We start from the raw sequence: 24,407 nt of genomic DNA on the forward strand, positions 1-24,407 counted from the left end.
TTAGGGGATAGCACGATGACCTTTTCCAATGCCCAGAGCCTGCGCACCTGTCGGCGCCCGGCGATCATCCGGGCCTGCGGCCTGGGGCTCGCGCTGGCCCTGACCACGCCCTTCCTCGCGGTCGCGGCCACGCCCGCCGCGCCGGCGGCCGCCCCCGCGGCCGCCAAGTCCAAGGTGTCGCAGATCGACTTCAAGCGAGGCGACGGCGGCGCGGGGCGGCTGATCCTCCGCTTCGAGGGCGAAGGCGCCGTCGCCGACCTGCGCAACCAGGACGGCAGCGTCGTGGTGGACGTGGCGAACGCCACCCTGCCGGCCGAGCTGCAGCGCCCGCTCAACGTCACCGACTTCGCGACCCCGGTCCAGCGCATCGACGCCAAGCCGTACGCCGGCGGTACCCAGCTGGTGCTGGCCACCCGCGGCGAGTTCGAGTCGCTGGCCTACCAGACCGGCAACGAGTACGTCGTGGAGATCACGCCTCGCGCAGGTGCGGCCGCGGTCGGTGCTGTCAGCGGCGCCGCCGTGACCAGCGCGCAGGCCCGCGTCGCCAAGCCGGGCTACTCCGGGCGTCCGGTCACCTTCAACTTCCAGGACGTGCCGGTGCGCACCGTCCTGCAGCTGATCGCCGAGGAGTCCAACCTCAACATCGTCGCGTCCGACACCGTGCAGGGCAACGTGACCCTGCGGCTGGTCAACGTGCCGTGGGACCAGGCGATGGACATCGTCCTGCGCGCCAAGGGCCTGGACAAGCGCCGTGACGGCAGCGTCATCTGGGTCGCCCCGCAGCCCGAGCTGGCCGCGTTCGAGAAGGCCAAGGAAGACGCGCGCATCGACCTGGAGAACCGCGTCGACCTGGTCACCGACTACATCCAGGTGAACTATCACAGCGCCGCGAGCATCTTCAAGGCGCTGACCGAGGCCAAGGGCATCGGCGGTCAGGGCAGCAGCAACAACCAGGAGAACGGTTTCCTGTCGCCGCGTGGCCGCATCGTCGCCGACGAGCGCACCAACACCCTGATGATCAGCGACATCCCGAAGAAGGTCGCGCAGATGCGCGAGCTGATCAACGTGATCGATCGCCCGGTCGACCAGGTGCTGATCGAGAGCCGCATCGTCATCGCCACCGACTCGTTCGCCCGCGACCTGGGCGCCCGCTTCGGCGTGCAGGGCCGCGAGATCGGCAACAACTCGCGCGCCATCAGCGGCTCGCTGACCGAAACGCACAACATCATCGACAACGGCGAGTACGAGCTGCCCGGCGGCCTGAACTTCAACCTGCCGGCGACCACCGCCAACGGCGCCAACGTGGGTGCGCTGGCCTACACCCTGCTGGGCGCGAACTTCGCCATCGACATCGAGCTGTCCGCGCTGCAGCAGGAAGGCCGCGGCGAGGTGCTCTCCAACCCGCGCGTGGTGACCTCCAACCAGCGCGAAGCCATCATCCGCCAGGGCCGCGAGATCGGTTACGTGACCCTGACCGGCGGCGGCAACCAGGCGTTCCCGACCCCGAACGTGCAGTTCAAGGACGTGGTCCTCGAGCTCAAGGTCACCCCGACCATCACCAGCGACGACCGCGTGTTCATGGCCGTCAACGTGCTGAAGGACGAGGTCCTGCGCTACATCGACACCAGCATCGGCCAGGTGCCGGAAATCGCCACCCGCGAGATCAACACCGCGGTGCTGGTCGACGACGGCCAGACGGTGGTGATCGGTGGCGTCTACGAATTCACCGACGCCAACAGCGTCTCGAAGGTGCCGTTCCTGGGCAACGTCCCCTTCCTCGGCGCGTTCTTCAAGAAGACCAGCCGCTCGAAGGAAAAGGCCGAACTGCTCATCTTCCTGACCCCGAAGGTCATGCGGGTCGAGAAGCGCGGTGGGATACCGCAGGCTCAGATGCTCGAGGCGCGGCAGCCGCGCGGATAGGAAACGGGGCCTTCGGGCCCCGTTTCACGTTCCGGGGTCCGGTTTTCGGGGCCCGGCGCCGGGAACCGCAGGCGTGCCGGATCGGTCAGAATCGGGACATGGATACTCTCGACGCTGCTCCCAGTCCCGCCGCCGGCCCCGGCCTGCATGCGGCCTTCATCCGCCTGCGTGACCAGCTCTCGGCGGAAATCGTGGGCCAGGCGGCACTGGTCGAACGCCTGCTGGTCGCGCTGCTCGCCGACGGCCACCTGCTGGTCGAAGGCGCGCCCGGCCTGGCCAAGACCACCGCGATCCGTACGCTGGCCGCGCACCTGGACGCCGATTTCGCCCGGGTCCAGTTCACCCCCGACCTGCTGCCGGCCGACCTGACCGGCACCGAAGTCTGGAGGCCGCAGGAGGGGCGCTTCGAATTCCAGCCCGGCCCGGTGTTCCATCCGCTGCTGCTGGCCGACGAGATCAACCGCGCGCCGGCCAAGGTCCAGTCCGCGCTGCTCGAGGCGATGGGCGAACGGCAAGTGACGGTGGGGCGCCATACCTACGCGCTGCCGCCGCTGTTCCTGGTGATGGCCACGCAGAACCCGATCGAGCAGGAAGGCACCTTCCCGCTGCCGGAAGCGCAGCTGGACCGCTTCCTGATGCACGTGCGCATCGGCTACCCGGATGCGGCGATGGAAACCGAGATCCTGCGCCTGGCGCGCGACCGGGCCAGGCAGTCGCTGCACGCGCCGGCCTCGCCGCTCGAACGCATGCCGCAGGCGCAGGTGTTCGCCGCGCGCGAACGGATCCTCGACCTGCACGTGGCGCCAGCGCTGGAACGCTACCTGGTCGAGCTCGTGCTGGCCTCGCGCGACGCGGCGCGCTACGACGCCGCGCTCGGCCGCCGGATCGCCTGGGGTGCGAGCCCGCGTGGTTCGATCGCGCTGGAGCGCTGCGCGCGCGCGCGCGCCTGGCTCGCCGGTCGCGACTACGTCACCCCCGAGGACGTCCGCGCGGTGGCGCCCGACGTGCTGCGCCACCGCGTGTTGCCCAGCTACGAGGCGCTGGCCGAGGGCTGGGACGGCGAGCGGCTGGTCGCGGCGCTGCTGGAAAAGGTCCCGCCACCGTGAGCACCCGCGGCCCGGCGCCTGCCGTGGCCGATGCCGCGCAGGAGGGCATCGCGCCGACGCTGGCCGAACTGGTGGCGCTGCGCGCCCAGGTGCAGCGCGCGCCACAGCCGCGACGCGGCCGGCACGGCGTGCACGGCCCGGCCCCCTCGTCGCTGCGCGGACGCGGCATGGAGTACGCCGAATCGCGCGAGTACGCGATCGGCGACGACGTGCGGCGGATGGACTGGCGCCTGACCGCGCGGACCGGCCGCGCCCACACCAAGCTGTTCCAGGCCGAGCGCGAGCGGCTGACGCTGCTCGTGGCCGATACCGCCCCCTCGCTGTATTTCGGCACCCGCGTGCGCTTCAAGTCGGTGCAGGCCGCGCGCGCCGGGGCGGTGGCGGTGTGGTCGGCCCTGCAGTCGGGCGACCGGATCGCCGCCCTGCGCGGCGGCGAGCCGGCCATCCCTCCCGCCAGCGGACTGCGCGGCGCGATGCGCGTGCTCGACGCGCTCGCCCGCTGGTACGCGCGCCCGCCGCAGGAGGATGCCGGGCTGGCGGTCGCGCTCGAGCATGCGCAGCGGCTGCTGCGCCCCGGCGCGCAGCTGGTCGTGCTGGCCGATGCATCGGCCGCCGCGGCGGTGCCGGCGTTGCGCTGGACCGCGCTGGCGCGGCACCACCAGGCCACCCTGGTCCTGCTGCAGGACCCGCTCGAACGCGACCCGCCGCGGCGCACGCTCGCGTTCCGCACCGGCACGCGCCGGATCGAACTGGGGCTGGAGGGCGATGGCGCGCGTGCCCGCTGGAACGAGGCCTTCGTCGAGCCCGCGCGGGCGCTGGCGCGCACGCTGCCCGCGCAGGGTTGGCGGGTGAGCGTGCTGTCCACGGATGCCGGCGCGGGTGACTGGTTGCGCGCAGCGGATGCACCGCCGCCGCCTGCAGGCGGCGGCCTCGCCACTGGCGCCGTTCCGGCGGCAGGCTGACCACGCCCATGGACCCGACCAGGCTGCCGTTGCGCGACGTGCACCTGCCGCCGTCGCCACCGTGGTGGCCCCCGGCGCCGGGGTGGTGGTGGCTGGGGGCGATCGTGCTCCTCGTGCTGGTCGCATGGCTGGGACGGGCGGCATGGCGCCGGGCGCGGCGTCGGCGCTGGTTGCGCTGGTTCGACGCGGAGAGCGCCGCGGGCACGGCCCCGCAACAGTTGGCCGCGGTGTCCGCGATGCTGCGCCGCGCCGCGCGCCGGCGTCGACCCGGCAGCGAACTGCTCGAGGGCGAGCCCTGGCTGCGCTTCCTCGACGGGCAACAGGGGACGGAATTCTCGGCGGGGGCCGGTCGCCTGCTGCTCGACGGCGGCTTCCGCGCGGAGCTGGATCCCGATGCGTTCGCCGCGGCGCGCCGGCTCGCGCGACGGCGCTTCATCGAGCTGATGGAGGGCCGCAGGTGAGCGGCTGGTGGGCGGTGCAGGAAGGTTTCGCCGGCTTCGCCTGGCCGTGGGCCTGGGCGTTGCTGCCGTTGCCGCTGCTGGTGCGCCTGCTGCTGCCGCCGCGGCGCAGCAGCGAGCCGGCGTTGCGGGTGCCATGGGACGGGCGGCTGGACGCGGTGGCCGCGCCGGGCCTCGCCGGCGCGCGCGCGGCGCTGCTGCTGCCAGCGCTGGCGTGGCTCTGCCTGTGCGCGGCCGCGGCGCGCCCGCAGCAGCTCGGCGAAGCGCAGGCTCCGCCGCACCAGGCCCGCCAGATGCTGCTGGCCGTGGACCTGTCCGGCAGCATGAGCGAGACCGACATGGAACTCGGCGGCCAGGTCGTCGACCGGCTGACCGCCGCCAAGTCGGTGATCGCCGATTTCCTGCAGCGTCGCGCGGGCGACCGCGTCGGCCTGCTGGTGTTCGGCCAGCGGGCCTACATGCTCGCTCCGCTGACCCTGGACCGCGACTCGGTGCGGATGCAGCTGCGCGACAGCGTGGCCGGCCTGGCCGGGCGCGAGACCGCGCTGGGCGACGCGATCGGCCTGGCGGTCAAGCGCCTGCGCGAGCAGCCCGAGGGCCAGCGCGTGCTGATCCTGCTGACCGACGGCGTCAACACCGCCGGCGTGCTGGATCCGCTCAAGGCCGCCGAGCTTGCGCAGGCCGAGGGCGTGCGCGTGCATACCATCGCCTTCGGCGGTGGCGGCGGCATGTCCCTGTTCGGCATGCCGATCCCGGTGCAGGGCGGCGAGGAAGTGGACGAGGACACGCTGCGCGAAGTGGCGACGATGACCGGCGGCCGGTTCTTCCGCGCGCGCGACACCGGGCAGCTGGCCGGCATCTACGCCGAGCTCGACCGGCTCGAGCCGGTGGACGTGGCGGCCGCGCCGGTGCGTCCGCGGATCGAACGCTATCCCTGGCCGCTGGCGGCGGCGCTGGCGCTGGCGATCGTCGCTTGGCCGCTGCAGCGTCTGGCACGACGGGGGCGCGGCGCATGAGCAGCTGGCTGGCCGGCCTGGCGCAGGTTCCCGCGCTGCATTTCCACCGCCCGCTCTGGCTGTGGGCGCTGCTGCTGCTGCCGCTGTTGTGGCTGGCATGGCGCCGACGCCGGCGCCAGGGCTGGCGCGATGCGGTCGATGCGCACCTGCTGCCGCACCTGCTCGAGCCTGCGCGTGGGCGCGCCGGACTGCGCCTGGCGGGTGCTTCGGTGGGACTGCTGCTGGCGGTGCTGGCCCTCGCCGGTCCGGGCTGGCGCCAGGAGCCGCGCCCGCAATGGGAAACGCGTGCGCCGCTGGTAATCGCGCTCGACCTGTCGTCGGCGATCCAGACGCCGGACCTGGCACCGACGCGCCTGGCGCAGGCCCGGGCGAAGGTCGCCACGCTGCTGCGCGAACGCAAGGGCGGCGAAGTCGGCCTGGTCGCGTGGGCCGAGGATGCGTACACCGTCGCCCCGTTGACCACGGACGCAGGCAACATCGCGCTGTTCCTCGATGCGCTGGGACCGGAGGTGATGCCGGTCGATGGCCGGCGTCCCGAGCGCGCGATCACGCACGCGGCCACGCTGCTGCACCAGGCGGGGTTCGAGCGCGGCGACATCCTGCTGGTGACCGGGCAGGCGGACGCCGCCTCGACCGGCATCGCCGCGGGCGTGGCGGCCCAGGGCTACCGCGTGTCGGTGCTGGGACTGGGTACGCCCGCGGGCGGCATGTACCGCGACCGTGCCGGTGCGATGCAGCCGGCGCGGCGGGAGGACGCCACGCTGCGCGCCCTGGCCGCGGCCGGGCAGGGCCGCTATGCGACGCTGGCGATCGACGACCGCGACCTGCACGCGCTCGGCGTGCTCGATCCTTCCGCCGAAGGCGCGGCCGGACGCGAGGCGGGCCCGCGCGTCTGGCTGGACCAGGGCTACTGGCTGCTGCTGCCGGTGCTGGTGCTGGCGGCGCTGGCGTTCCGCCGGGGCGCCGGGGTGCTCGCCGCGCTCCCGCTGGCGGTGATGCTGTCGTGGCCATCGCCGGCGCAGGCCGGCGAAACCGCAGGCGGCGGCTGGTGGCGCCGTCCGGACCAGCAGGCGCAAGCGCGGATCGCGGCAGGCGTGGATGCGTACCGGAGTGGCGACTTCGCCGCGGCCGGGCAGGCGTTTTCCGAGGCCGGCGCGCGCGGCGCAGAGGCCGCCTACAACCTCGGCAATGCGCTGGCGCGGCAGGGACGCTACGACGAGGCGATCACCGCCTACGACCGCGCGCTTGCGCAGGCGCCGGGCATGGAAGACGCGATCGCCAACCGCAGGGTGGTCGACGAGGCGCGCCGGCGCCAGCCGCCCAAGGGCGGGCAGGGCCAGGGCGGAAAGGGCCAGGACGGACAGAACCCGCCGCGCGGCGAAGGCGGCGCCAGCCCGCAGGACGGGCAGGGCGGGGGTGCGGATGGGCGCGCATCGCCGCAGCGACCCGCGGAGCCGCCGCCGCAACAGGGCGATGGCACGCAGGCCACGCCGCCGCCGCAGGCCGAGGACGCGCAGGCGCGTGCGCGGCAGGAGCAGGCCGACCGCGAGCAGCGCCAGCGCATGCAGCAGGCATTGCAGGACGGGCGGCAGCAAGGCGGGCAACCGGACCCGGCAGGCCCCGCCGCCGGGGACGCACACGCCCGCGAGCAACGGCAGGCGCGCGAAGCCTGGCTGCGGCGCGTGCCCGACGACCCCGGCGGCCTGCTGCGCGCCAAGTTTCGCCTCGAATACGAACGTCGCCAGCAGGAGGGCCGATGAGCCTCGATGTCCGTCCTGCCGTCGTTCCTGCCGCTCCCGGCGGATGGATGGCGCGGCTGTTCGCCGGCCTGCTGGCGACGGTGGCGACGCTGCCGCTGGCACGCGCCGAGACGCGTGCGTGGCTCGACCGCGCCAGCACCACCGAAGGCGAGGCGGTCACGCTCAACATCGAGACCGACCAGCGCGGCGTGGCGCCGGACTACCGGCCGCTGCACGGCGACTTCGTGCTCGGTCCCCCGTACCGCAGCGCCGCGCCTTCCGGCGACCGCACGCTGTTCGGGGTCGCGCTTACCCCGCGACGCACCGGCACCCTGGCGATCCCCGCCCTGCAGGTGGGCGCCGAACGCACCGCCCCGCAGCGGCTCGAGGTGGCGCCGGCGCAGGCGAGCGTGCCGCGCGGCGACGTGTTCCTCGAGTCGCGGGTGGACGTGCCCACGCCCGCGGTACAGCAGAGCGTGGGACTGACCGTGCGCCTGTACTACGCCACGCCGCTGCTGTCGGGCGAACTGACCCAGGAAGCGCCTGACGGCGCCTCGCTGCAACGGATCGGCGACGACGTGCAGAGCAGCCGCCAGGTCGGCAGCCGGCGCTACCAGGTCGTCGAGCGCCGCTACCTGCTGGTGCCCGAGCGCAGCGGCCGGCTGGAGCTGCCGCCGGCCCGCTTCCGTGGCCAGGGCGCCGGAGGCTTCTTCGACGACTTCTTCGGCACCGACCGCAACCTGGCCGCGCAGGGTCCCGCCGTGGTGCTGGACGTGCGCGCCCAGCCCGACGGCGCCCCGCAGCCGTGGTTGCCGCTGCGCGGGTTGCGCCTGCGCTACGTGGCCGCGCCGGCGCAGGCGCGCAGCGGCGAGGCGGTCGAGATCGTGGTCGAAGCGGTGGCCCAGGGCGCGACCGCCGCGCAGTTCCCGGAAATCCCGGTGCCGCAGGTGGACGGGGCGCAGGTGTTCGCCGAACGCGCGGAGACCACCGAGCGCTTCGTCGATGGCGGACCGCAGCTGACCGCGGTGCGCCGGTACTCGGTGGTGCCGCTGCGGGCCGGTGAACTGCGCGTGCCCGGGCCGCGGATGGACTGGTGGGATGCGCAGGCCGGGCGCGCCCAGGTGGCGGCCTTGCCGGACCTGCGCCTGCAGGTGGAGGCCGGAGCGGTTCCGCCGAATGCCGTCGCCGCTCCCCCCGCGCCGGTGCCGGCGCCTGCGGGCGGCACGCTCGCGGTGGATCCGCCCGGGGCCGGTGCAACAGGTCGCGGCTGCGCCTGGCTGGCGGCCGCCTTCGCCCTGCTCTGGCTGCTGACGCTGGGCGCGCTGCTGTTCCGCTCCCGTGGCGGTCGCGTGCGCCCCCGGCGCGACGGAGAAGCGCCGCTGCCGTCCGTCCGGCCCGATCCCGCCGCGCTGCGTCGGGTGCTGGATGCCGGCAGCTTCGAGGAGGCGGTGCAGCTGCTCCGGCGGATGGCCGATGAGCCGCTCGCCGACCTCGACGCGGTGATCGCGCGGCTGGACGATCCGGCGCAGGCACAGGCGCTGGAGGCGATGCGGCGCGCCCTGTGGTCCGGCGAGGGCGAGCCGGCGGCGGCGCGGGCCGCGTTGCGGGCCGCGTTCCGCGACGGGCCGCGCTGGCGCCCGGCCGCCGCGGTGGCGACAGCGCCGTTGCCGCCGCTGTACCCGCGACGCTGAGTCGCGGCGCGGCGGTTTGCTAAGCTGCCCGCTGCTTTTTCCGGGAATCCACGCATGACCGCGACCGCACGCCGCCCCTGGCCGATGCCGTGGAAGATGGGGCTGGGCTTCGGCCTGGGCCTCGTGCTGGGCCTGGTGGTGCACCTGACGGTGGGTGCGGATGCGGACTGGGTCCAGGCCTTCACCACCTGGGTGACCACGCCGGCCTCGCGCCTGTTCCTCAACCTGATCTTCATGCTGATCGTGCCGCTGCTGTTCTCGGCGCTGGTCATGGGCATCGCCGAGATGGGCGACATCCGCGCCCTCGGCAGGATCGGCTGGAAGACCCTGGCCTATACCGTGGTCCTGTCCGGCGTGGCGGTGCTGCTGGGCCTGGTCCTGGTCAACGCGTTCAAGCCGGGCGCGGGCGTCGATCCCACGCTGGCGCAGCAGCTGCTCGCGCAGAACGCCGAACGCAGCCGCGAGATCGTCGCCAGCGTCGACACCCAGCCGCGCGGCATGGACATGCTGCTGTCGATCGTGCCGAGCAACGTGGTCCAGGCGGCCTCGGAGAACGGCTCGATCCTGGCGCTGATGTTCTTCGCGGTGATGTTCGGCGTGGGCATGGTGCTCACCCCGGACGACAAGGTCGCCACGCTCAAGCGCGGGATCGAGGGCGTGTTCGAGATCTCGATGACCCTCATCAACCTGGTCATCCGGCTGGCGCCGTACGCGGTGTTCTGCTTCATGTTCAACCTGGCCGCGCTGTTCGGCTTCGACCTGCTGGTGAGGCTGGGGGCGTACGTCGGCGTGGTCGTGCTGGCGCTGGCGCTGCACATGTTCGGCACCTACTCGATCGCGGTGCGCATGGTCGGGCGTTCGCCGGTGAAGTTCTTCCGCGAGATCCAGGAGGCGGCGGTGATGGCGTTCTCCACCGCCTCCAGCAACGCGACCCTGCCCACCGCGCTGCGCGTGGCCGACCGGATGGGCCTGCCGCCGAAGGTCTCGCGCTTCGTGCTCACGGTCGGCGCCACCGCCAACCAGAACGGCACGGCGCTGTTCGAAGGCGTCACCGTGATCTTCCTGGCCCAGTTCTTCGGCGTGGACCTCAGCCTGGGCCAGCAGTTCATGGTGATGCTGGTGTGCATCCTCGGCGGCATCGGCACCGCCGGCGTGCCGTCCGGTTCGCTGCCGGTGGTGGCCCTGATCTGCGCGATGGTCGGGGTGAACCCCATTGGCATCGGCCTGATCCTGGGCGTGAACCATTTCCTGGACATGTGCCGGACCACGCTCAACGTCAGCGGCGACCTGACCCTGGCCACGCTGGTGGCGCACGGCGAGTCGGACGCATCGTCGGCGGACGCCATGCGGGACCGCGCCGCCGCCTGACCGTTTCACGGCCAACCATGCGGCCCGGTCCGCACGCGGCTTTTTTTGCCGCACTGCGGGACAGGAGTGGACAAGGGATGGGACAATGGGCGGCCCGCACCGCCGCGGGTGCCTTGCGAACCTGCCTCCCGACATGACGACGCCCACCCGCCGCCAGCTGGCCAACGCCATCCGTTTCCTCGCCGCCGATGCGGTCGAAGCCGCCAAGTCCGGACACCCGGGCATGCCGATGGGCATGGCCGACATCGCCGAAGTGCTGTGGAACGACTACCTGCGGCACAACCCGTCCGATCCGCACTGGGCCAACCGCGACCGCTTCGTGCTGTCCAACGGCCACGGTTCGATGCTGCACTACGCGTTGCTGCACCTGAGCGGCTACGACCTGCCGATCGACGAACTCAAGCGCTTCCGCCAGCTGCACAGCAAGACCGCCGGCCACCCGGAACGGCACGAGACCCCGGGCGTCGAGACCACCACCGGCCCGCTCGGCCAGGGCCTGGCCAACGCGGTCGGCTTCGCGCTGGCGGAGAAGCTGCTCGCGCAGCGCTACAACACCGCCGACCTGGCGCTCGTCGACCACCGCACCTGGGTGTTCATGGGCGACGGCTGCCTGATGGAAGGCGTGTCGCACGAGGCCGCGTCGCTGGCCGGGACCTGGGGCCTGGGCAAGCTGACCGCGTTCTGGGACGACAACGGCATCTCGATCGACGGCGAGGTCCACGACTGGTTCACCGACGACACCCCGGCGCGCTTCGAGGCCTACGGGTGGCACGTGGTGCGCGACGTCGACGGGCACGATCCGGAGGCGATCAAGGCCGCGATCGAGGCCGCGCTGCAGGTCACCGACAAGCCGAGCCTGCTCTGCTGCAAGACCATCATCGGCTTCGGCGCGCCGCACAAGGCCGGCAAGGAAGAGTCGCACGGCGCCCCGCTGGGCAAGGACGAGCTGGAAGGCGCGCGCAAGGCGCTGGAATGGCCGCACGCCGCGTTCGAGGTGCCGCAGGCGATCTACGACGGCTGGCGCGCCAACGCGGCCGGCTCGCAGCAGCAGGCGCAGTGGCAGCAGCTGTTCGACCGCTACGCGCAGCAGCATCCGGCAGCGGCCGCCGAGTTCGCGCGCCGCGCCCGCGGCGAGCTGCCGGAAGGCTTCGCCGCCGCCGCCGACGAGTACATCGCCAAGGTCCAGGCCGAAGGCGCGACGATCGCCTCGCGCAAGGCCTCGCAGAACGCGATCGGCGCCTTCGCCCCGCTGCTGCCGGAGATCATCGGCGGCTCGGCCGACCTGGCCCCGTCCAACCTGACCCAGTGGAAGGCCAGCAAGTCGGTCACCGAGGTCGATCCGAACGCCAACTACGTCCACTACGGCGTGCGCGAATTCGGCATGAGCGCGATCGCCAACGGCATCGCGCTGCATGGCGGCTTCCTGCCGTTCGATGCGACCTTCCTGGTGTTCAGCGACTACGCGCGCAACGCGCTGCGCATGAGCGCGCTGATCCCGGCGCACGTGATCCACGTCTACACCCACGACTCCATCGGCCTGGGCGAGGACGGCCCGACCCACCAGCCGGTCGAGCACCTGGCGTCGCTGCGCTACATCCCTAACAACGACGTGTGGCGCCCGTGCGACGCGGTCGAGTCGGCGGTGAGCTGGAAGGCGGCGATCACCCGCCAGGACGGCCCGAGCGTGCTGGTGTTCAGCCGCCAGAACCTGCCGCACCAGCCGCGCAGCGAGGAGCAGGTCAGGCTGATCGAGCGCGGTGGCTACGTGCTGGCCGATGCCGAGGGCGGCGCGCCCGACGTGATCCTGATCGGCACCGGCTCGGAAGTCTCGCTGGCGGTGGAGGCGAAGAAGGCGCTCGATGCCGCCGGGCTGAAGACGCGCGTGGTCTCGCTGCCGTCGACCGACGTGTTCGACCGCCAGGATGCGGCCTACCGCGAGTCGGTCCTGCCCAAGGCCGTGCGCAAGCGCGTGGCCGTGGAAGCGGGCGTGACCGACTTCTGGCGCAAGTACGTCGGCCTCGATGGCGCGGTGGTCGGGCTCGACCGCTTCGGCGCCTCGGCGCCGGCCGGCGAGCTGTACGCCTACTTCGGCATCACCGCCGAGAAGGTCGTCGAGGCGGCCAAGGCGCTCTGACCGGCGCTGCCCACCGCGGTCGATCCACGCACAGGCCGGGCAATGCCCGGCCTGTGCGTTTCCGGCGCCTGCGTCATGGCATGCCTTCACCGCGCAGCACGGGATAGGGGTTGACCGCGGTGCCTTCCCACCAGCGCCGTTCAGGGCCGAGCACGAAGATCGCGAAGTGCAGGTGCGGCGCCTCCGGACTGGCGTTGCCGGTGGAGCCCACGTAGCCGATCACCTGCCCGCGGCGCACGGCCTGGCCTTCGGCGATGCCGTCCGCGTAGCGCTCCAGGTGGGCGTAGTAGTAGGCCAGTCGCCCGCTGGGCTCGAACTGGTAGAGGGTCAGGCCGCCGCGCTGGCTGTCGAACAGCTTCTCGACGGTGCCGTCGGCCACCGCCAGCACCGGCGTGCCCGCCGGGGCCATGATGTCGATCGCGTCATGCGGCCGGCCTTCGCTGCGCGCGTCGGTGAACGTGTCCTGCAGCTGGTCGATCCCGATCCCCTGGACGGGGATCAACAAGGCGCCGGGGGCCGTCGACATCGCCGGGGCCGGCGGGCGGGCCGCCGGCGCCGGTGCCGGTACAGGCGTGGACGCGGCGGCGGGCCGCGCCGCTTCACCCGACGGCACGCCTGCCGTCCCGCGCCCGCCGTCCACGGCGCCTGCGACGGTCGGCGCGACCTGCACCACGGCGCGCTCGCCCCGGCCGTCGAGGCGGGTCAGCGCGAACAGCGCCAGCAACACGCACAGGATCAGCCCGGCCAGCAGCCGCATGCGGTCATTCCTGCAGGGTGACGGGCACGTCCGTGCCGATCACGGCCGCCACGGCGGTCGCATCCCAGTTGGTCAGGCGGATGCAGCCGTGGGACTGGCGCTTGCCGACGCCGCGCGGCTCGGGCGTGCCATGGATGCCGTAGTGCGGCTTGGACAGGTCGATCCACACCGTGCCCACCGGGTTGTTCGGTCCGGATGCGAGCTTGGCCTTGCCATGCGCCGGATCGGCGTCCCAGAACAGGTCGGGGTTGTAGTGGAACGTCGGATCCGGGGCGATGGCGACGATCTTCCACTCGCCGATCGGCAGCGGATCGTGCTCGCTGCCGGTCGACGCCGGGTACTGGGCGAGCAGCTTGCCGCCGCCATCCAGCAGGCGCAGCACCGAGTCGCTGCGATCGACGACGACCTTGGCCGCCTTCGGCAGTGGCGCCGGCGTGGTGGTGGCGGGCACCTTCAGCACCGTGCCGGCACGCGGCTGGCCGGCGTCCGGGTTGAGCCGCTGCAGCAGCGCGGGGCTCGCATGGAAGCGTTCGCCCAGCGCTTCCATCAGCGAGGAATAGCCCAGTTTCGGCAGCCCGGCCTTCTTCATCATGTCGTCGGGCAGTGTCACATAGGGGCCGGCGACATCGGCGGCGGTGACGGTGTAGTCGGCCAGCACCGGCGCCGCATCGCGGTCCAGCGCTTCCCAGGTCGCCGCGTCAGGCTTGCCGGTCACCGGCAGGCCGCGCGCTTCCTGGAACCCGCGCAGCGCGCGGGCCTGGTTGGAGCCTTCGAGCCCGTCGATCTCGCCGGGGGAGAAGCGCGCACGGTCCAGCAGCACCTGCAGGCGCAGCAGTGCGCCTTCGCCGTCCCGGGTGGCGCGGTCCTCGGCCGCCTGGGCGAGCGTTGCGGTGGCCGGCGGACCGGCCTGCGCGAGTGCACTTCCGGAGGCGGGGACGAGCAGGAAGGCGAGCAGCAGCGGGGCAGGGCGCATGGGCATCGGCACGCAGTGGAGGTGCGGCCACGCTGCGCAATGATGCGCGGCGCCCGCGTGAAGGCCCGCCCGGGGGCGTTCAGCGTCGTCGACGCAACGCGAAAGCGGGCGGACTCCTCAGCCGAGGTCGTGCTTGCTGCCGCCGCGGCAGGCCGGCGAATCCGGTACCTGTGCATCGGCGTCCCATTCCGCCGGCGTGTAGGTGTGCAGCCCAAGCGCGTGGATCTGCTGCATCAGCGGACCGATGGCCGCGTATGCGGCCTGGTGGCGCTGGATCGCGCGCCGGCCTTCGAACAGCGGGCTGACGATCACCGCCTTGTAGTGCGTCTCCAGCCCGCGGCTGTGCATGTGGCTTTCGTCGGTCACCTCCAGGTGCAGCGGCTGGAGGGCGGACAGGGCCTGGCGGATCTGGTCGGCGCGGGTGCTCATGGCGGATTCCGGTGCAGCGTGGATGGATGATCTGGAGGCGCGCAGGCGCCGGATCAATGGGCGCGCGCGGTCATGCGCAGGCCCAGGCCGAGCAGGCGCGCTTCGAGCCGCGCGCCGATCCCGGCGGGCGCGTGCAGCTCCATGCGCCGCAGCGCCTCCTCGTCGCCGGCGCCGGTGCCGGCCAGGGCGCGCAGCACGGTGCGGAGCTTGCCGGCGGGCGTGGCGGTACTGGCCTGGAGCCAGCCCAGCGCGCGCACGATGCGCTGCTCGACCGCGGTGAAGTCGCTGCCCAGCGGATAGTCGGGCAGCGTGCCGTCGAGACGGAACGGTGCCAGCGCGTGCGCCAGGCGCCCCGGTGTGTTGCGTTGCCAGTGCGCGGGCGCGACGAAGCCCGCGCGCAGCTTGCGTGCCGCCTGCGCCGGCGCCAGCAGCCCGGCCTGCCAGCGCGCATCGGCGATGCCGGCCATCGCCACGATGCAGTCCGCGTCGCTGGCGTGGCGCAGGTCGGCGATGCCGTACTCGCTGACGTAGAGGTCGCGCAGGTGGCGCGGGATGGTGGTGTGGCCGTAGTTCCAGCGCACGTTCGACTCCGCCCGGCCGCGCGCCTCGCGCACCGCGCGGAACATCAGCACCGAGCGGGCATCCGGCAACGCATGGGCCATGGCCACGAAGTTGTACTGCCCGCCCACGCCGGACACCACGCGCCCGTCCTCAAGCGCGTCGGATACCGCCGCGCCCAGCGCGGTGGCCATCATGCAGCTGTTGAAGAAGCGCGCATCGCGGCGCTGCAGCCGCTCCAGGCCCTCGTCGTTGCCGTAAAGCTGGTTGACCTGGTGGATCCGGCGCATGCCGATGGCGCGGCGCTGGTCGTCCGGCAATCCGCGCAGCCAGGCGTAGAACTCCGGCGAACCGAGGTAGAAGGCGCCGTGCAGGTACTCGCCGTCGCGCTCCAGCCGCGCATGGTCGCCCAGGTTGGCGGTACCGTCGGCCAGCCGCTGCATCAGCGCCGCGTCGTCGGCCACCTTGCGGCGGATCACCCCGGTCTCGACCAGGCGCTTGAAGCCCTCGTTGATCATCTCGCTGCAGCCGTACAGGCCGGTCTCGAACGGGCCCAGCCCGCCGCTCTCGCGCACCGCCGGATGCGACTCCAGCTCCGGGTCCAGCGCGGCGAGCACCGCGCGGTAGCGGGCGTTGTCCGCATGCCGCAGCACCAGTGCGTGGCACAGCGCGTCGGCCAGCGCGCCGATGCCGACCTGCAGCGTGCCGCCGTCGCGCACCAGGGCGCTGGCGTACAGGCCGATCGCGTAGTCGGCGTCGGTCACCGGCTGCCGCGGCAGGCCGAACAGGTGCGGATGCGGGCCCGGCGGTTCGACGACCACGTCGAAGAAGCCCTCGGGCGCCACCGCGCTGCCGCCGAGCCAGGGCAGGTGCGGATCGATCTCCGCCACCATCAGCGGCCGTGAAAGCCCGCGGGCCAGGTGCGCGTCGACCGTGTCGGCGGTCAGGTCGGTGTTGCAGGAGAACGACAGGCGTTCGCCGCCGGGCTCGCGCGCGACCTTCTGCACGATCAGGTGCAGGCGGCGGTCGGCCAGCGCCGCGGCGACATGGGTGTAGTTGAGGCTGGCGTAGCGCTGCTGGGTCTGGCCCGAGTCCAGCAGTGCGCCGGACTGCAGGTAGAACTCCTCGACTTCCACGTGCGCCGGCAGCGCGTCGCGTTTCATCGCCTGCACGTAGGCCAGGCGCGGGAAATCCCCGCCGAAGTGGCGTGCGAGGAACGGCCGCAGGAAGCGCGCCTGCAGGCCGGTGCCGGGCGAGGGCGGATCCAGGGACAGCGCGGTGTACAGGTGCAGCGCACGCGACGGGTCGGGTTCGATCCGCGCATACAGGGCGTTGAGCAGGCGGTGCGGCTTGCCCAGGCCCAGCGGTGCGGCGACGCGCAGATCGGCGGGCAGTCGCTCCAGCACGTGGTCCAGGGCTGCGTCGATGTCGTCGAAATGGATGGCCATGCGGGGAGCTTAGGGCATCGCCCCGCGCACGCCTGCCGTCCAGTTGACAGGCTGAGAATTTACGCGTGTAATCGAACCGTGTTTACACGCGTAAACGGAAAGCCATGGACACCACGCCGATCAGCGAAGCGGAAGCCACGGTCATGGACGTGCTGTGGGACGCCAGCCCGCGCAGCGCCGAGGAGGTGATCGCCGCCCTGGGGCCACGCACGGGCTGGGCCGAGCCGACGATCAAGACCCTGCTCAACCGCCTGCTCAACAAGGGCGCGATCAGCGCCGAGAAGGAGGGCCGGCGTTACCTGTACTCGCCGGTGCTGCAGCGCGACGCCTGGGTGCAGCAGCAGAGCGAAGGCCTGCTGGCGCGACTGTTCGGCGGTCGCGTGGCGCCGCTGGTGGCGCATTTCAGCGAGCGCGGACAGCTGTCGGCGGCAGACATCGCCGAGCTCAAGCGGCTGGTATCCGAGCTGGACGACGGGGAACCCGGCAAGACCGGAGCGGATCAGGAGGAGTCGCGCGATGGACGCTGACCTCTTCGCGCCGCTGGTTGAAACCACGCTGGCGGGCAGCGCCGCGCTGCTGCTCGTGCTGGCCCTGCGCCGGCCGGTACGCGCCACGTTGGGCGCGACGGCCGCCTATGCGTTGTGGCTGTGCGTGCCGGCCGCGCTGCTGGCGGTGCTGCTGCCGCGCGGCGTTGACGTGCCGCTGGGCCTGCCCGTGGCCTGGCAGGTCGCACCGGCGATGGTCGTGGTCCCGGCGTCGGAGCCACGCGTGGGCATGGGCTTGCGCGAACTGGCGGTGCTGGCATGGCTGGTGGGGGTGCTGGGCTCGGTCGCGCTTCTGGGATTGCAGCAGCGCCGCTTCCATCGGAGCCTCGGCACCCTGCGACGCCGCGCCGACGGCCTGTTCGAATCGACGACCGCGACCGCCGGCCTGCCTGCCGTCGCCGGTGTGCTGCGCCCGCGCATCCTGCTGCCCGCCGATTTCGAGCGACGCTACTCGCCGCGGCAACAGGCGCTCGTTCTGCAGCATGAACGCGTCCACGTGCGTCGCGGCGACCTCGTCGTCAATGCGCTGGCCGCATCGCTGTGCTGTGTGTTCTGGTTCAACCCGCTGCTGCCTTTCGCGCTGCGCCGCTTCCGCCTGGACCAGGAACTGGCCTGCGACGAGTGGGTGATCGCCCGCAACCCGCGCGCACGCCGCCACTACGGCGAAGCCATGCTCAAGACCCACTTCGACGAACGTCCCCTTCCGCTGGGCTGCCACTGGCAGGCGCGGCATCCGATCCAGGAGCGCATCGACATGCTCAAGCGTCCCACGCCCACGCCGCTGCACTGGATGGCGGCACTGCTGTTTGCGGCAGGTCTGAGTGCATCGACCGGATACGTGGCATGGGCGGCGCAGCCAGGCGATGCACCTGCAGCTGCGGGTGGTACCGGTGAATTCGTGATCGCCAGGCAGGCCACCCATGGAGGAGTGACCGGTGGACTGCTCGTCCAGCAAGTGGCAGCGGGCGAACCCGCGACTTCGATAGTGGGCAGCGGCGAAGATCAGTGGACGAGCACGGTGGTGGCCACGGCGGGGAAAGAGCCGGGAACCACCTACCTGCGCTTCGAGCTCAAGCAGGGTGATCCGGGCGTGCGTGTCGCGCAGCCTTCAGTCCTGGTCCGTGACGGCGAGGCCGGCGCCATCGAGCGGCGCGACGACGCAGGCACGATCGTGTACCGCGTGGTGTTCCGGGTGCTGCCGGTCAACGGGGCCGGCGCGGAGACGCAGGAGCGCATGCGCCAGCTGCTGGCGGAGGGCGAAGCCGGACCGGCCGGCGAAGCTGCAGCGGACGGAGTCCAGCCTGCGCGAGCCGACGAGCATCCAGTTGTGGCCTCGGCAACCGTCAATCAACGCATGCCACCGCCGCACTACCCGGTTGAGGCGGCCAGGCAGTACATCGGCGGCAAGGTGATGCTGCTGGCAACCGTGGCAGCGGATGGAACGTTGCGCGACGTACAGATAGAGAGCGCTGAGCCGCAAGGTGTGTTCGACGAGGTATCGCTTGCGGCGGCGCGCAAGTGGGTATATCAGCCGGCCATGCAGGATGGTCGGCCGGTTGAAGGGCGGGTGCGCATCCCGATCACGTTTTCCGCCGCGCCTGCGAACGACAAGCCCTCGCCGGTGACCGGGACGGACTTCGTTGATTACCAGTGGATGCGGGTTCCAAAAGACAGCGTGGCGGCCGCCGCATGCGACATCGTCCGGGCCAGCAGTGCTGGCGACGAAGCCGGAGACGTCTACTGCGGCATCCGCAAGAGCACCGCAGCGCGATGAGGGGCTTCCTGGCGGTTGCGTCGTTCGCCTGCCTGCTCGCGGCCTGCGCCACCCGCACGGCTGCCGTCGACCAGCGATTGATCCTTCCTGAAGGCAGCGCACGCTACGAACTGGCGGATCACCAGGCGTTCGTGTTCCCGGTACCGGCAGGCAATGCGGCGCCTGGCTTTCCGGGCGCCTTCGAGCCGCGCGAACTGCCGCCGACCACGCTCTGCGCGAGCTTCGTCGTCGATGTGACCGGTGTCGTGCGCCACGTGAGGTTGCTGCGGGATCCGGGTTGCGCCGATCCCGGAGTGCAGCCGCAGCTTGGGGCGACTGTAGTCGCGGCGGTCTCGGAATGGCATTACCAGCCGGCGATGTTCTGCACCTATCCCGATGCGGACACGCGAAACCGCGACTGGAACGGGAATGGCTGCGCGGGTGCAGTGGAGGAGGCCATGCCGGTCGCGGTCACGCTGGCGTATGCCTTCACTTTCGAGGTACGCAATGGACGCCAGCGGGTGGGTGCCGCGCGGCGCGCAGACTAGGCGGCTCACTCCAGCACGTGCACCGCATCGGCCAGCCGCCGCACCTCGTCGGGATGGTGGCTGACGTAGAGCATCGGCAGGCGCACCTCGTCGCGCACCCGCTGCAGGTAGGGGATCAGTTCCTCGCGCCGCGCCTGGTCGAGCGCGGTGAGCGGCTCGTCGAACAGCAGGATCGCCGGCTGCGACAGCAGGGCGCGACCGATCGCCACGCGCTGCGCCTCGCCGCCGGAAAGGTTGGCGGTGCGCCGCGCCAGCAGGTGGCCGATGCCGAGCAGCTCCACCACCGCCTCGAAGCCGAACCGGGCCTGCGCGCCGCCGTGGCGGCCGTAGCGCAGGTTGCGGCGCACGTCCAGGTGCGGGAACAGCCGTGCGTCCTGGAACACGTAGCCGATGCGCCGGCGGTGCGCGGGCAGGTCGACGCCATGCGCGCTGTCGTACAGCACGCGTTCGTCGATGCGGATATGGCCCGACTGCGGCCGCACCAGTCCGGCGATCGCATTGAGCACGGTGGTCTTCCCGGCCCCGGACGGGCCGGCCAGCGCGACCACGCGCGCCTGCTCCTCGATCCGCACGTGGCGCCGGAAGCCGCCGCGGCGCAGCTGCAGGTCGATGCTCAGCATCGCCCGGCCCCCGCCCGTGCGCGTGGCCGCGCCATGCGGTCCTGTGCGGCGCTCATTCCTCGTCCTCCGCGCGACGCTGGCGCCGCACCAGCCATTCCGACAGCAGCAGCGCGCCCAGGGAGATCAGCAGCGACACCGCCGCCAGCCGCCAGATCCCGGCCTCGGCGCCCGGCACCTGCATCAGGCCGTAGATGGCCGAGGACAGCGTCTGGGTTTCCCCCGGGATCGCGGAGACGAAGGTGATGGTCGCGCCGAACTCGCCCAGCGCCTTGGCGAAGGCCAGCGCCACGCCGGCCACCAGGCCCGGCCAGGCCAGCGGCAGGGTCACGGTGAGGAACACGCGCCAGGGCGCGGCGCCGAGGGTGGCGGCGGCCTGTTCCAGCCGGCGGTCCACGTTCTCGATCGACAGCCGGATCGCGCGCACCATCAGCGGGAACCCCATCACCGCGCAGGCCAGTGCCGCGCCGGTCCAGCGGAAGGCCAGGGTGATGCCGAGCGTGTCGTGCAGCCAGCGGCCGAGCGGCCCCTGGTTGCCGAACATCACCAGCAGCGCATAGCCCATCACCACCGGCGGCAGCACCAGCGGCAGGTGCACCAGCGCATCGAGCAGGGCCTTGCCGGGGAAGCGCCGGCGCGCCAGCAGCCAAGCCACCGCCACGCCGAACGGCAGGCTGGCCAGCGCGGCGACCACGGCGACCTTCAGGCTGAGGCCGATGGCGGTCGTTTCGGCGGGCGAGAACCACTCCATCAGGGGCGGGCTCAGTCCAGCACGTCGAAGCCGCGACGCTCGAAGATCGCGCGCGCGGCCGGCGACGACAGCCAGCGCACGAAATCGCGGGCCGACGCCGGCGCCCCGCGCAGCGCCGCCACCGGATACACGATCGGCGGATGGCTGCCCTCGGGGAAGGTCGCCACCACGCGCACGCGCGGTTCGGCCTTCGCGTCGGAGGCGTAGACGATGCCGAGCGGCGTCTCGCCCCGCGCCACCAGCATCAGCGCCGCGCGCACGCTTTCCGATTCGGCCAGCCGGCCCTTGACGCCGTCCCATTGCCCGAGCGATTCCAGCGAGGCGCGCGCGTACTTGCCGGCCGGCACGGTCGCCGTCTGGCCGATGGCGAGGCGGCCCTGGCCGAGCGCGGTGGCGATGGCGCCCGGCCTGGACAGGTCGACCGTGGCGGGGCCGGAGCGCGGTGCGACCAGGACCAGCCGGTTGCCGAGCAGGTCATGCCGGCTGCCGGCATCGAGCAGCCCGCGTCGCTGCAGGTGGTCCATCCATTCGATGTCGGCCGAGGCGAACACCTGCGCCGGCGCACCCTGCTCGACCTGGCGCGCCAGCGCCGAACTGGCGGCGTAGGACACGCGCACCGGCGTGCCGGTGGCCCTGGTGTAGGCGGTCGCCGCCTCGTCCAGGGACTCCTTCAGGCTGGCTGCGGCGAACACGGTCAGCGGCGCGCGGTCGGCGGCGTGCCCCGGCGCCGCCGCGAAGGCGGCAAGCAGCACGAACGCGAGGCGGCGGAGCAGCGGGATGTTCAGCACGGGCATCGTCGTTCTCCGGTGGGGACGGGGTACGGCGTGGGGCGGGCGGGTCAGCGCGGGGCGGCGAACGCGGCGTTGAGGGTGGCGGCCAGGCGCGCGCCGGCCAGCCGCAGCTGCGCCTCGGCCACCGGCAGGTGCGCATCGACGTAGCCCTGGTCGATCACATGCCCGCCGGGATAGAAGCCGGGCGCCACCACCACGCGGCAGGACTGCTCGGCCCACCGCTGGGGCGCGCGCGCCGGCAGCGGCGACACGGCGGCCGGCGCCGGCAGGGCGCGCAGCCGCGCCAGCCACGCGTCCTCGTCCAGGCCCTGCGCGTTGAGCATGCCGCTGTCCCACAGCGAGTGCAGGTTGCCGCCCTTGCCGCGCCAGTTGACCTGGTAGTCGTTGCCGCCGCGGTCGTGCGCGTGGCCGGCATGCAGCGGCTGGTGCACGTCGCCCACGAAGTGCACGACGAACTTCAGCGCCTGCCGCCGTTCGGCATCGCTGAGGCTGCGGTCTGCGAGGATGCGCGCCTGGGTTTCGATCGCGGCGACCACGCAGTCGCCACCGGGGCAGTCGCGGTCGGCGTCGAAGGCGCAACCCGGGTCGCCGATGTTGACGTAATGCCAGCGCGCCGAGCGCTTGCCCAGGCCAGGGTCGGTGGCACGCAAGTCGTCGGCCCAGCTGGCGATGCCGGCCAGGCCCGGGTCCGGCTCGGCCTGCAGCAGCCGGTCGATGCCGGCGCGGGCCTGCGGCGTCAGCGCGTCCTCGGCCAGGCGGGCGACGAGGCGGTGCCCGAGCGGGCCCCATGCCTGCGCGGGCAGCGCGACCGAACACGCGAGCAGGGCCGCCAGCCAGGGAGACGGGCGGCGCCGGAGGGGACGGCTGGACGGAAAACGGGGAGGGATGGGGGTCATGCCGGCACTTTAACCGACCCGCCCGCAGCCCTCCCCCTGCCCGCCAGCAAGGTTCAGAAGTTGTGCACGTACGCGACGCCGTAGACCAGCGGGTCGATGTTGGCCGTGCCCAGGCTGGCGCCGTCGACCTTCACCCTGGTGTCGATGTCGGCCCAGCGCACGTCCACGCGCAGCGCGCCGCGGTCGCTGACCTTGAAGTCCAGGCCGGCATGGGCGGCCAAGCCCCAGGAATCCTCCAGTTCGAGGTCGGTGCCGGCCAGCGCGCCGGTGGTGTCCTCGCTGAAGAAGGTGGTGTAGTTCAGACCGATGCCCAGCAGCGGCGATACCTTGCCGGCGCTGTTGAAGTGGTACTGCAGGGTGAAGGTGGGCGGCAGGTGCTTGGTCTCGCCCACCTTGCCCACGCCCTTGACCGCGATTTCGTGCTTGAACGGCAGCGCGCCCAGCACCTCGATGCCGAGGTTGTCGCGGACGAAGTATTCGAAGGTCACGCTCGGCTTGGCGTCGCTGTCGATCGACAGCGGCAGCGTCCCGCCGGCCAGCGCGCCGTTGTCCGACGTGGGGTCGACCTGGTGGACGCCGATGCCGACGGTCCAGTCGCCGGCGGACTGGGCGAAGGCCGGGACGGCGGCGAAGGCAAGGCTGGCGGCGACAAGGGCGGGGAGGCGCTTCTGTTTCATGGGCAAGTGCTCGTGGGCTCGTGGAGGTTGGCGCCAGTTTCCGGCCCATGCCCCGGGCACGCCTTGATTGCAGTCAAGACGGACGGGGGCGGCGCAGGGCCCGGTGCTAGAATGGCGGCCCTGTTCCAGTTCCGTTCAGTCCTTTTTTTCCACCACGGGCCGCGCTCGCCGCGGCGTCAGGAGTCCTCAGCAATGGCGATCAAGGTTGGCATCAACGGCTTCGGCCGCATCGGCCGCAACGTGCTGCGTTCGGCGGTGCAGAATTTCGGCGACGACATCGAGATCGTGGCGATCAACGACCTGCTCGAGCCGGATTACCTGGCCTACATGCTGCAGTACGACTCCGTGCACGGCCGCTTCAAGGGCGAGGTGAAGGTCGAGGGCAACACCCTGGTCGTCAACGGCAGGAAGATCCGCCTGACCCAGGAGCGCGACCCGGCCAACCTGAAGTGGGACGAGGTCGGTGCCGAAGTGGTCATCGAATCGACCGGCCTGTTCCTGGACAAGGCCACCGCGCAGAAGCACCTGGACGCGGGCGCGAAGAAGGTCGTGCTGTCGGCGCCGTCGAAGGACGACACGCCGATGTTCGTGTTCGGCGTCAACCACGAGACCTACGCCGGCCAGGCGATCGTCTCCAACGCGTCGTGCACCACCAACTGCCTGGCGCCGCTGGCCAAGGTCATCCACGACAAGTGGGGCATCAAGCGCGGCCTGATGACCACCGTGCACGCGGCCACCGCCACCCAGAAGACGGTCGACGGCCCGAGCAACAAGGACTGGCGCGGCGGCCGCGGCATCCTGGAGAACATCATTCCCTCGTCCACCGGCGCGGCCAAGGCGGTCGGCGTGGTGATCCCGGCGCTGAACAAGAAGCTGACCGGCATGAGCTTCCGCGTGCCGACGTCGGACGTGTCGGTGGTCGACCTGACCGCCGAACTCGAGAACCCGGCCAGCTACGAGGAGATCAAGGCCGAGATCAAGGCGCAGAGCGAAGGCGCGCTCAAGGGCATCCTGGGCTACACCGAGGACAAGGTGGTGGCGACCGATTTCGTCGGCGACACCCGCACCTCGATCTTCGACGCCGATGCCGGCATCCAGCTCGACCCGACCTTCGTCAAGCTGGTGGCGTGGTACGACAACGAGTGGGGCTACTCGAACAAGTGCCTGGAAATGGTCCGGGTCGTCGCCGCGAAGTAAGCGGCAACGCGTGAACGAAAAGGGCGCCCCGGGCGCCCTTTTCTTTGCGCCGGTGCAGGCGTTTCGGCGCGCC

22 protein-coding genes are annotated in these 24,407 nt (G+C 72.2%); 13 read left to right on the plus strand and 9 right to left on the minus strand.

Annotated features, from left to right (window positions below; genetic code table 11):
* The first annotated feature begins 15 nt into the window (after window positions 1-15).
* The 9 genes from ACA089_RS15935 to tkt all read left to right on the plus strand — a co-directional run bounded on the left by ACA089_RS15935 (window position 16) and on the right by tkt (window position 12,394).
* Entirely contained in the window at window positions 16-1,920 is a 1,905-nt protein-coding gene (locus tag ACA089_RS15935; protein ID WP_372018770.1) for a type IV pilus secretin PilQ, read from the plus strand.
* A gap of 98 nt (window positions 1,921-2,018) precedes the next feature.
* A complete protein-coding gene (locus ACA089_RS15940) occupies window positions 2,019-3,026 on the plus strand; it encodes an AAA family ATPase (protein WP_372018773.1) in 1,008 nt (335 codons plus the stop codon).
* Window positions 3,023-3,988, plus strand: a complete 966-nt coding sequence (locus ACA089_RS15945; protein WP_372018775.1) for a DUF58 domain-containing protein — start codon at window positions 3,023-3,025, stop codon at window positions 3,986-3,988. Before ACA089_RS15940 ends, ACA089_RS15945 begins: the two co-directional genes overlap by 4 nt.
* Before the next feature lie 8 nt (window positions 3,989-3,996).
* On the plus strand, window positions 3,997-4,449 hold the full coding sequence (locus ACA089_RS15950) for a DUF4381 family protein (RefSeq protein ID WP_372018778.1): 453 nt from the start codon (window positions 3,997-3,999) through the stop codon (window positions 4,447-4,449).
* The gene (locus tag ACA089_RS15955; RefSeq protein ID WP_372018781.1) at window positions 4,446-5,462 is read left to right on the plus strand and encodes a vWA domain-containing protein; all 1,017 of its coding nucleotides are present in this window, start codon (window positions 4,446-4,448) and stop codon (window positions 5,460-5,462) included. Before ACA089_RS15950 ends, ACA089_RS15955 begins: the two co-directional genes overlap by 4 nt.
* The gene (locus tag ACA089_RS15960; protein WP_372018784.1) at window positions 5,459-7,222 is read left to right on the plus strand and encodes a VWA domain-containing protein; all 1,764 of its coding nucleotides are present in this window, start codon (window positions 5,459-5,461) and stop codon (window positions 7,220-7,222) included. Before ACA089_RS15955 ends, ACA089_RS15960 begins: the two co-directional genes overlap by 4 nt.
* Window positions 7,219-8,892: a protein BatD gene (locus tag ACA089_RS15965; RefSeq protein WP_372018787.1), complete on the plus strand. Its 1,674-nt coding sequence runs from the start codon at window positions 7,219-7,221 to the stop codon at window positions 8,890-8,892. The genes ACA089_RS15960 and ACA089_RS15965 overlap by 4 nt, the downstream gene beginning before the upstream one ends.
* A gap of 54 nt (window positions 8,893-8,946) precedes the next feature.
* On the plus strand, window positions 8,947-10,260 hold the full coding sequence (locus ACA089_RS15970; RefSeq protein ID WP_372018790.1) for a dicarboxylate/amino acid:cation symporter: 1,314 nt from the start codon (window positions 8,947-8,949) through the stop codon (window positions 10,258-10,260).
* Between the two features lie 133 nt (window positions 10,261-10,393).
* On the plus strand, window positions 10,394-12,394 hold the full coding sequence (tkt, locus tag ACA089_RS15975; RefSeq protein ID WP_372018792.1) for a transketolase: 2,001 nt from the start codon (window positions 10,394-10,396) through the stop codon (window positions 12,392-12,394).
* Between the two features lie 73 nt (window positions 12,395-12,467).
* On the opposite strand, the gene ACA089_RS15980 is transcribed toward tkt, so the two are convergent.
* From ACA089_RS15980 to ACA089_RS15995, 4 genes are all read right to left on the minus strand, one after another.
* Window positions 12,468-13,151 (minus strand): M23 family metallopeptidase, encoded by a 684-nt coding sequence (locus ACA089_RS15980; RefSeq protein ID WP_372018795.1) that lies wholly within the window; start codon window positions 13,149-13,151, stop codon window positions 12,468-12,470.
* A gap of 4 nt (window positions 13,152-13,155) precedes the next feature.
* The gene (locus tag ACA089_RS15985; RefSeq protein ID WP_372018797.1) at window positions 13,156-14,124 is read right to left on the minus strand and encodes a L,D-transpeptidase family protein; all 969 of its coding nucleotides are present in this window, start codon (window positions 14,122-14,124) and stop codon (window positions 13,156-13,158) included.
* A 117-nt stretch (window positions 14,125-14,241) separates the two neighbouring features.
* Window positions 14,242-14,553, minus strand: a complete 312-nt coding sequence (locus ACA089_RS15990) for a BolA family protein (RefSeq protein WP_372018800.1) — start codon at window positions 14,551-14,553, stop codon at window positions 14,242-14,244.
* A 53-nt stretch (window positions 14,554-14,606) separates the two neighbouring features.
* Window positions 14,607-16,559, minus strand: a complete 1,953-nt coding sequence (locus tag ACA089_RS15995; RefSeq protein WP_372018801.1) for an acetyl-CoA hydrolase/transferase C-terminal domain-containing protein — start codon at window positions 16,557-16,559, stop codon at window positions 14,607-14,609.
* Window positions 16,560-16,663: 104 nt separating this feature from the next.
* On the opposite strand from ACA089_RS15995, the gene ACA089_RS16000 reads away from it, so the two are divergent.
* From ACA089_RS16000 to ACA089_RS16010, 3 genes are read left to right on the plus strand one after another with little or no spacing between them, the layout of a single operon-like run.
* Entirely contained in the window at window positions 16,664-17,086 is a 423-nt protein-coding gene (locus tag ACA089_RS16000) for a BlaI/MecI/CopY family transcriptional regulator (protein ID WP_372018804.1), read from the plus strand.
* On the plus strand, window positions 17,076-18,878 hold the full coding sequence (locus ACA089_RS16005) for a TonB family protein (protein WP_372018807.1): 1,803 nt from the start codon (window positions 17,076-17,078) through the stop codon (window positions 18,876-18,878). The genes ACA089_RS16000 and ACA089_RS16005 overlap by 11 nt, the downstream gene beginning before the upstream one ends.
* Complete coding sequence (locus ACA089_RS16010) at window positions 18,875-19,405, plus strand: energy transducer TonB (protein ID WP_372018809.1); 531 nt, start codon at window positions 18,875-18,877, stop codon at window positions 19,403-19,405. The genes ACA089_RS16005 and ACA089_RS16010 overlap by 4 nt, the downstream gene beginning before the upstream one ends.
* A gap of 5 nt (window positions 19,406-19,410) precedes the next feature.
* Here the strand turns inward: ACA089_RS16010 and modC are convergent, their stop codons facing one another.
* Genes modC through ACA089_RS16035 form a run of 5 tightly spaced genes read right to left on the minus strand, consistent with a single transcriptional unit; the run spans window position 19,411 to window position 23,137 of the window.
* A complete protein-coding gene (modC, locus tag ACA089_RS16015; RefSeq protein WP_372018812.1) occupies window positions 19,411-20,025 on the minus strand; it encodes a molybdenum ABC transporter ATP-binding protein in 615 nt (204 codons plus the stop codon).
* A gap of 52 nt (window positions 20,026-20,077) precedes the next feature.
* Window positions 20,078-20,773: a molybdate ABC transporter permease subunit gene (gene modB, locus ACA089_RS16020; RefSeq protein ID WP_372018816.1), complete on the minus strand. Its 696-nt coding sequence runs from the start codon at window positions 20,771-20,773 to the stop codon at window positions 20,078-20,080.
* A gap of 11 nt (window positions 20,774-20,784) precedes the next feature.
* The gene (gene modA, locus ACA089_RS16025) at window positions 20,785-21,567 is read right to left on the minus strand and encodes a molybdate ABC transporter substrate-binding protein (protein ID WP_372018819.1); all 783 of its coding nucleotides are present in this window, start codon (window positions 21,565-21,567) and stop codon (window positions 20,785-20,787) included.
* Between the two features lie 44 nt (window positions 21,568-21,611).
* On the minus strand, window positions 21,612-22,460 hold the full coding sequence (locus tag ACA089_RS16030; protein WP_372018822.1) for a S1/P1 nuclease: 849 nt from the start codon (window positions 22,458-22,460) through the stop codon (window positions 21,612-21,614).
* A gap of 53 nt (window positions 22,461-22,513) precedes the next feature.
* Window positions 22,514-23,137, minus strand: coding sequence for an OmpW/AlkL family protein (locus ACA089_RS16035; RefSeq protein ID WP_372018824.1), 624 nt, complete (start codon window positions 23,135-23,137; stop codon window positions 22,514-22,516).
* 192 nt (window positions 23,138-23,329) lie between these two features.
* Here ACA089_RS16035 and gap point away from each other — a divergent pair, with 192 nt between their 5' ends.
* Window positions 23,330-24,334, plus strand: coding sequence for a type I glyceraldehyde-3-phosphate dehydrogenase (gene gap, locus ACA089_RS16040; protein WP_372018826.1), 1,005 nt, complete (start codon window positions 23,330-23,332; stop codon window positions 24,332-24,334).
* Window positions 24,335-24,407 lie beyond the last annotated feature (73 nt).

The sequence above is a fragment of the Pseudoxanthomonas fibrivorans genome, from assembly GCF_041464125.1.
Taxonomy (GTDB): Bacteria; Pseudomonadota; Gammaproteobacteria; order Xanthomonadales; family Xanthomonadaceae; genus Pseudoxanthomonas.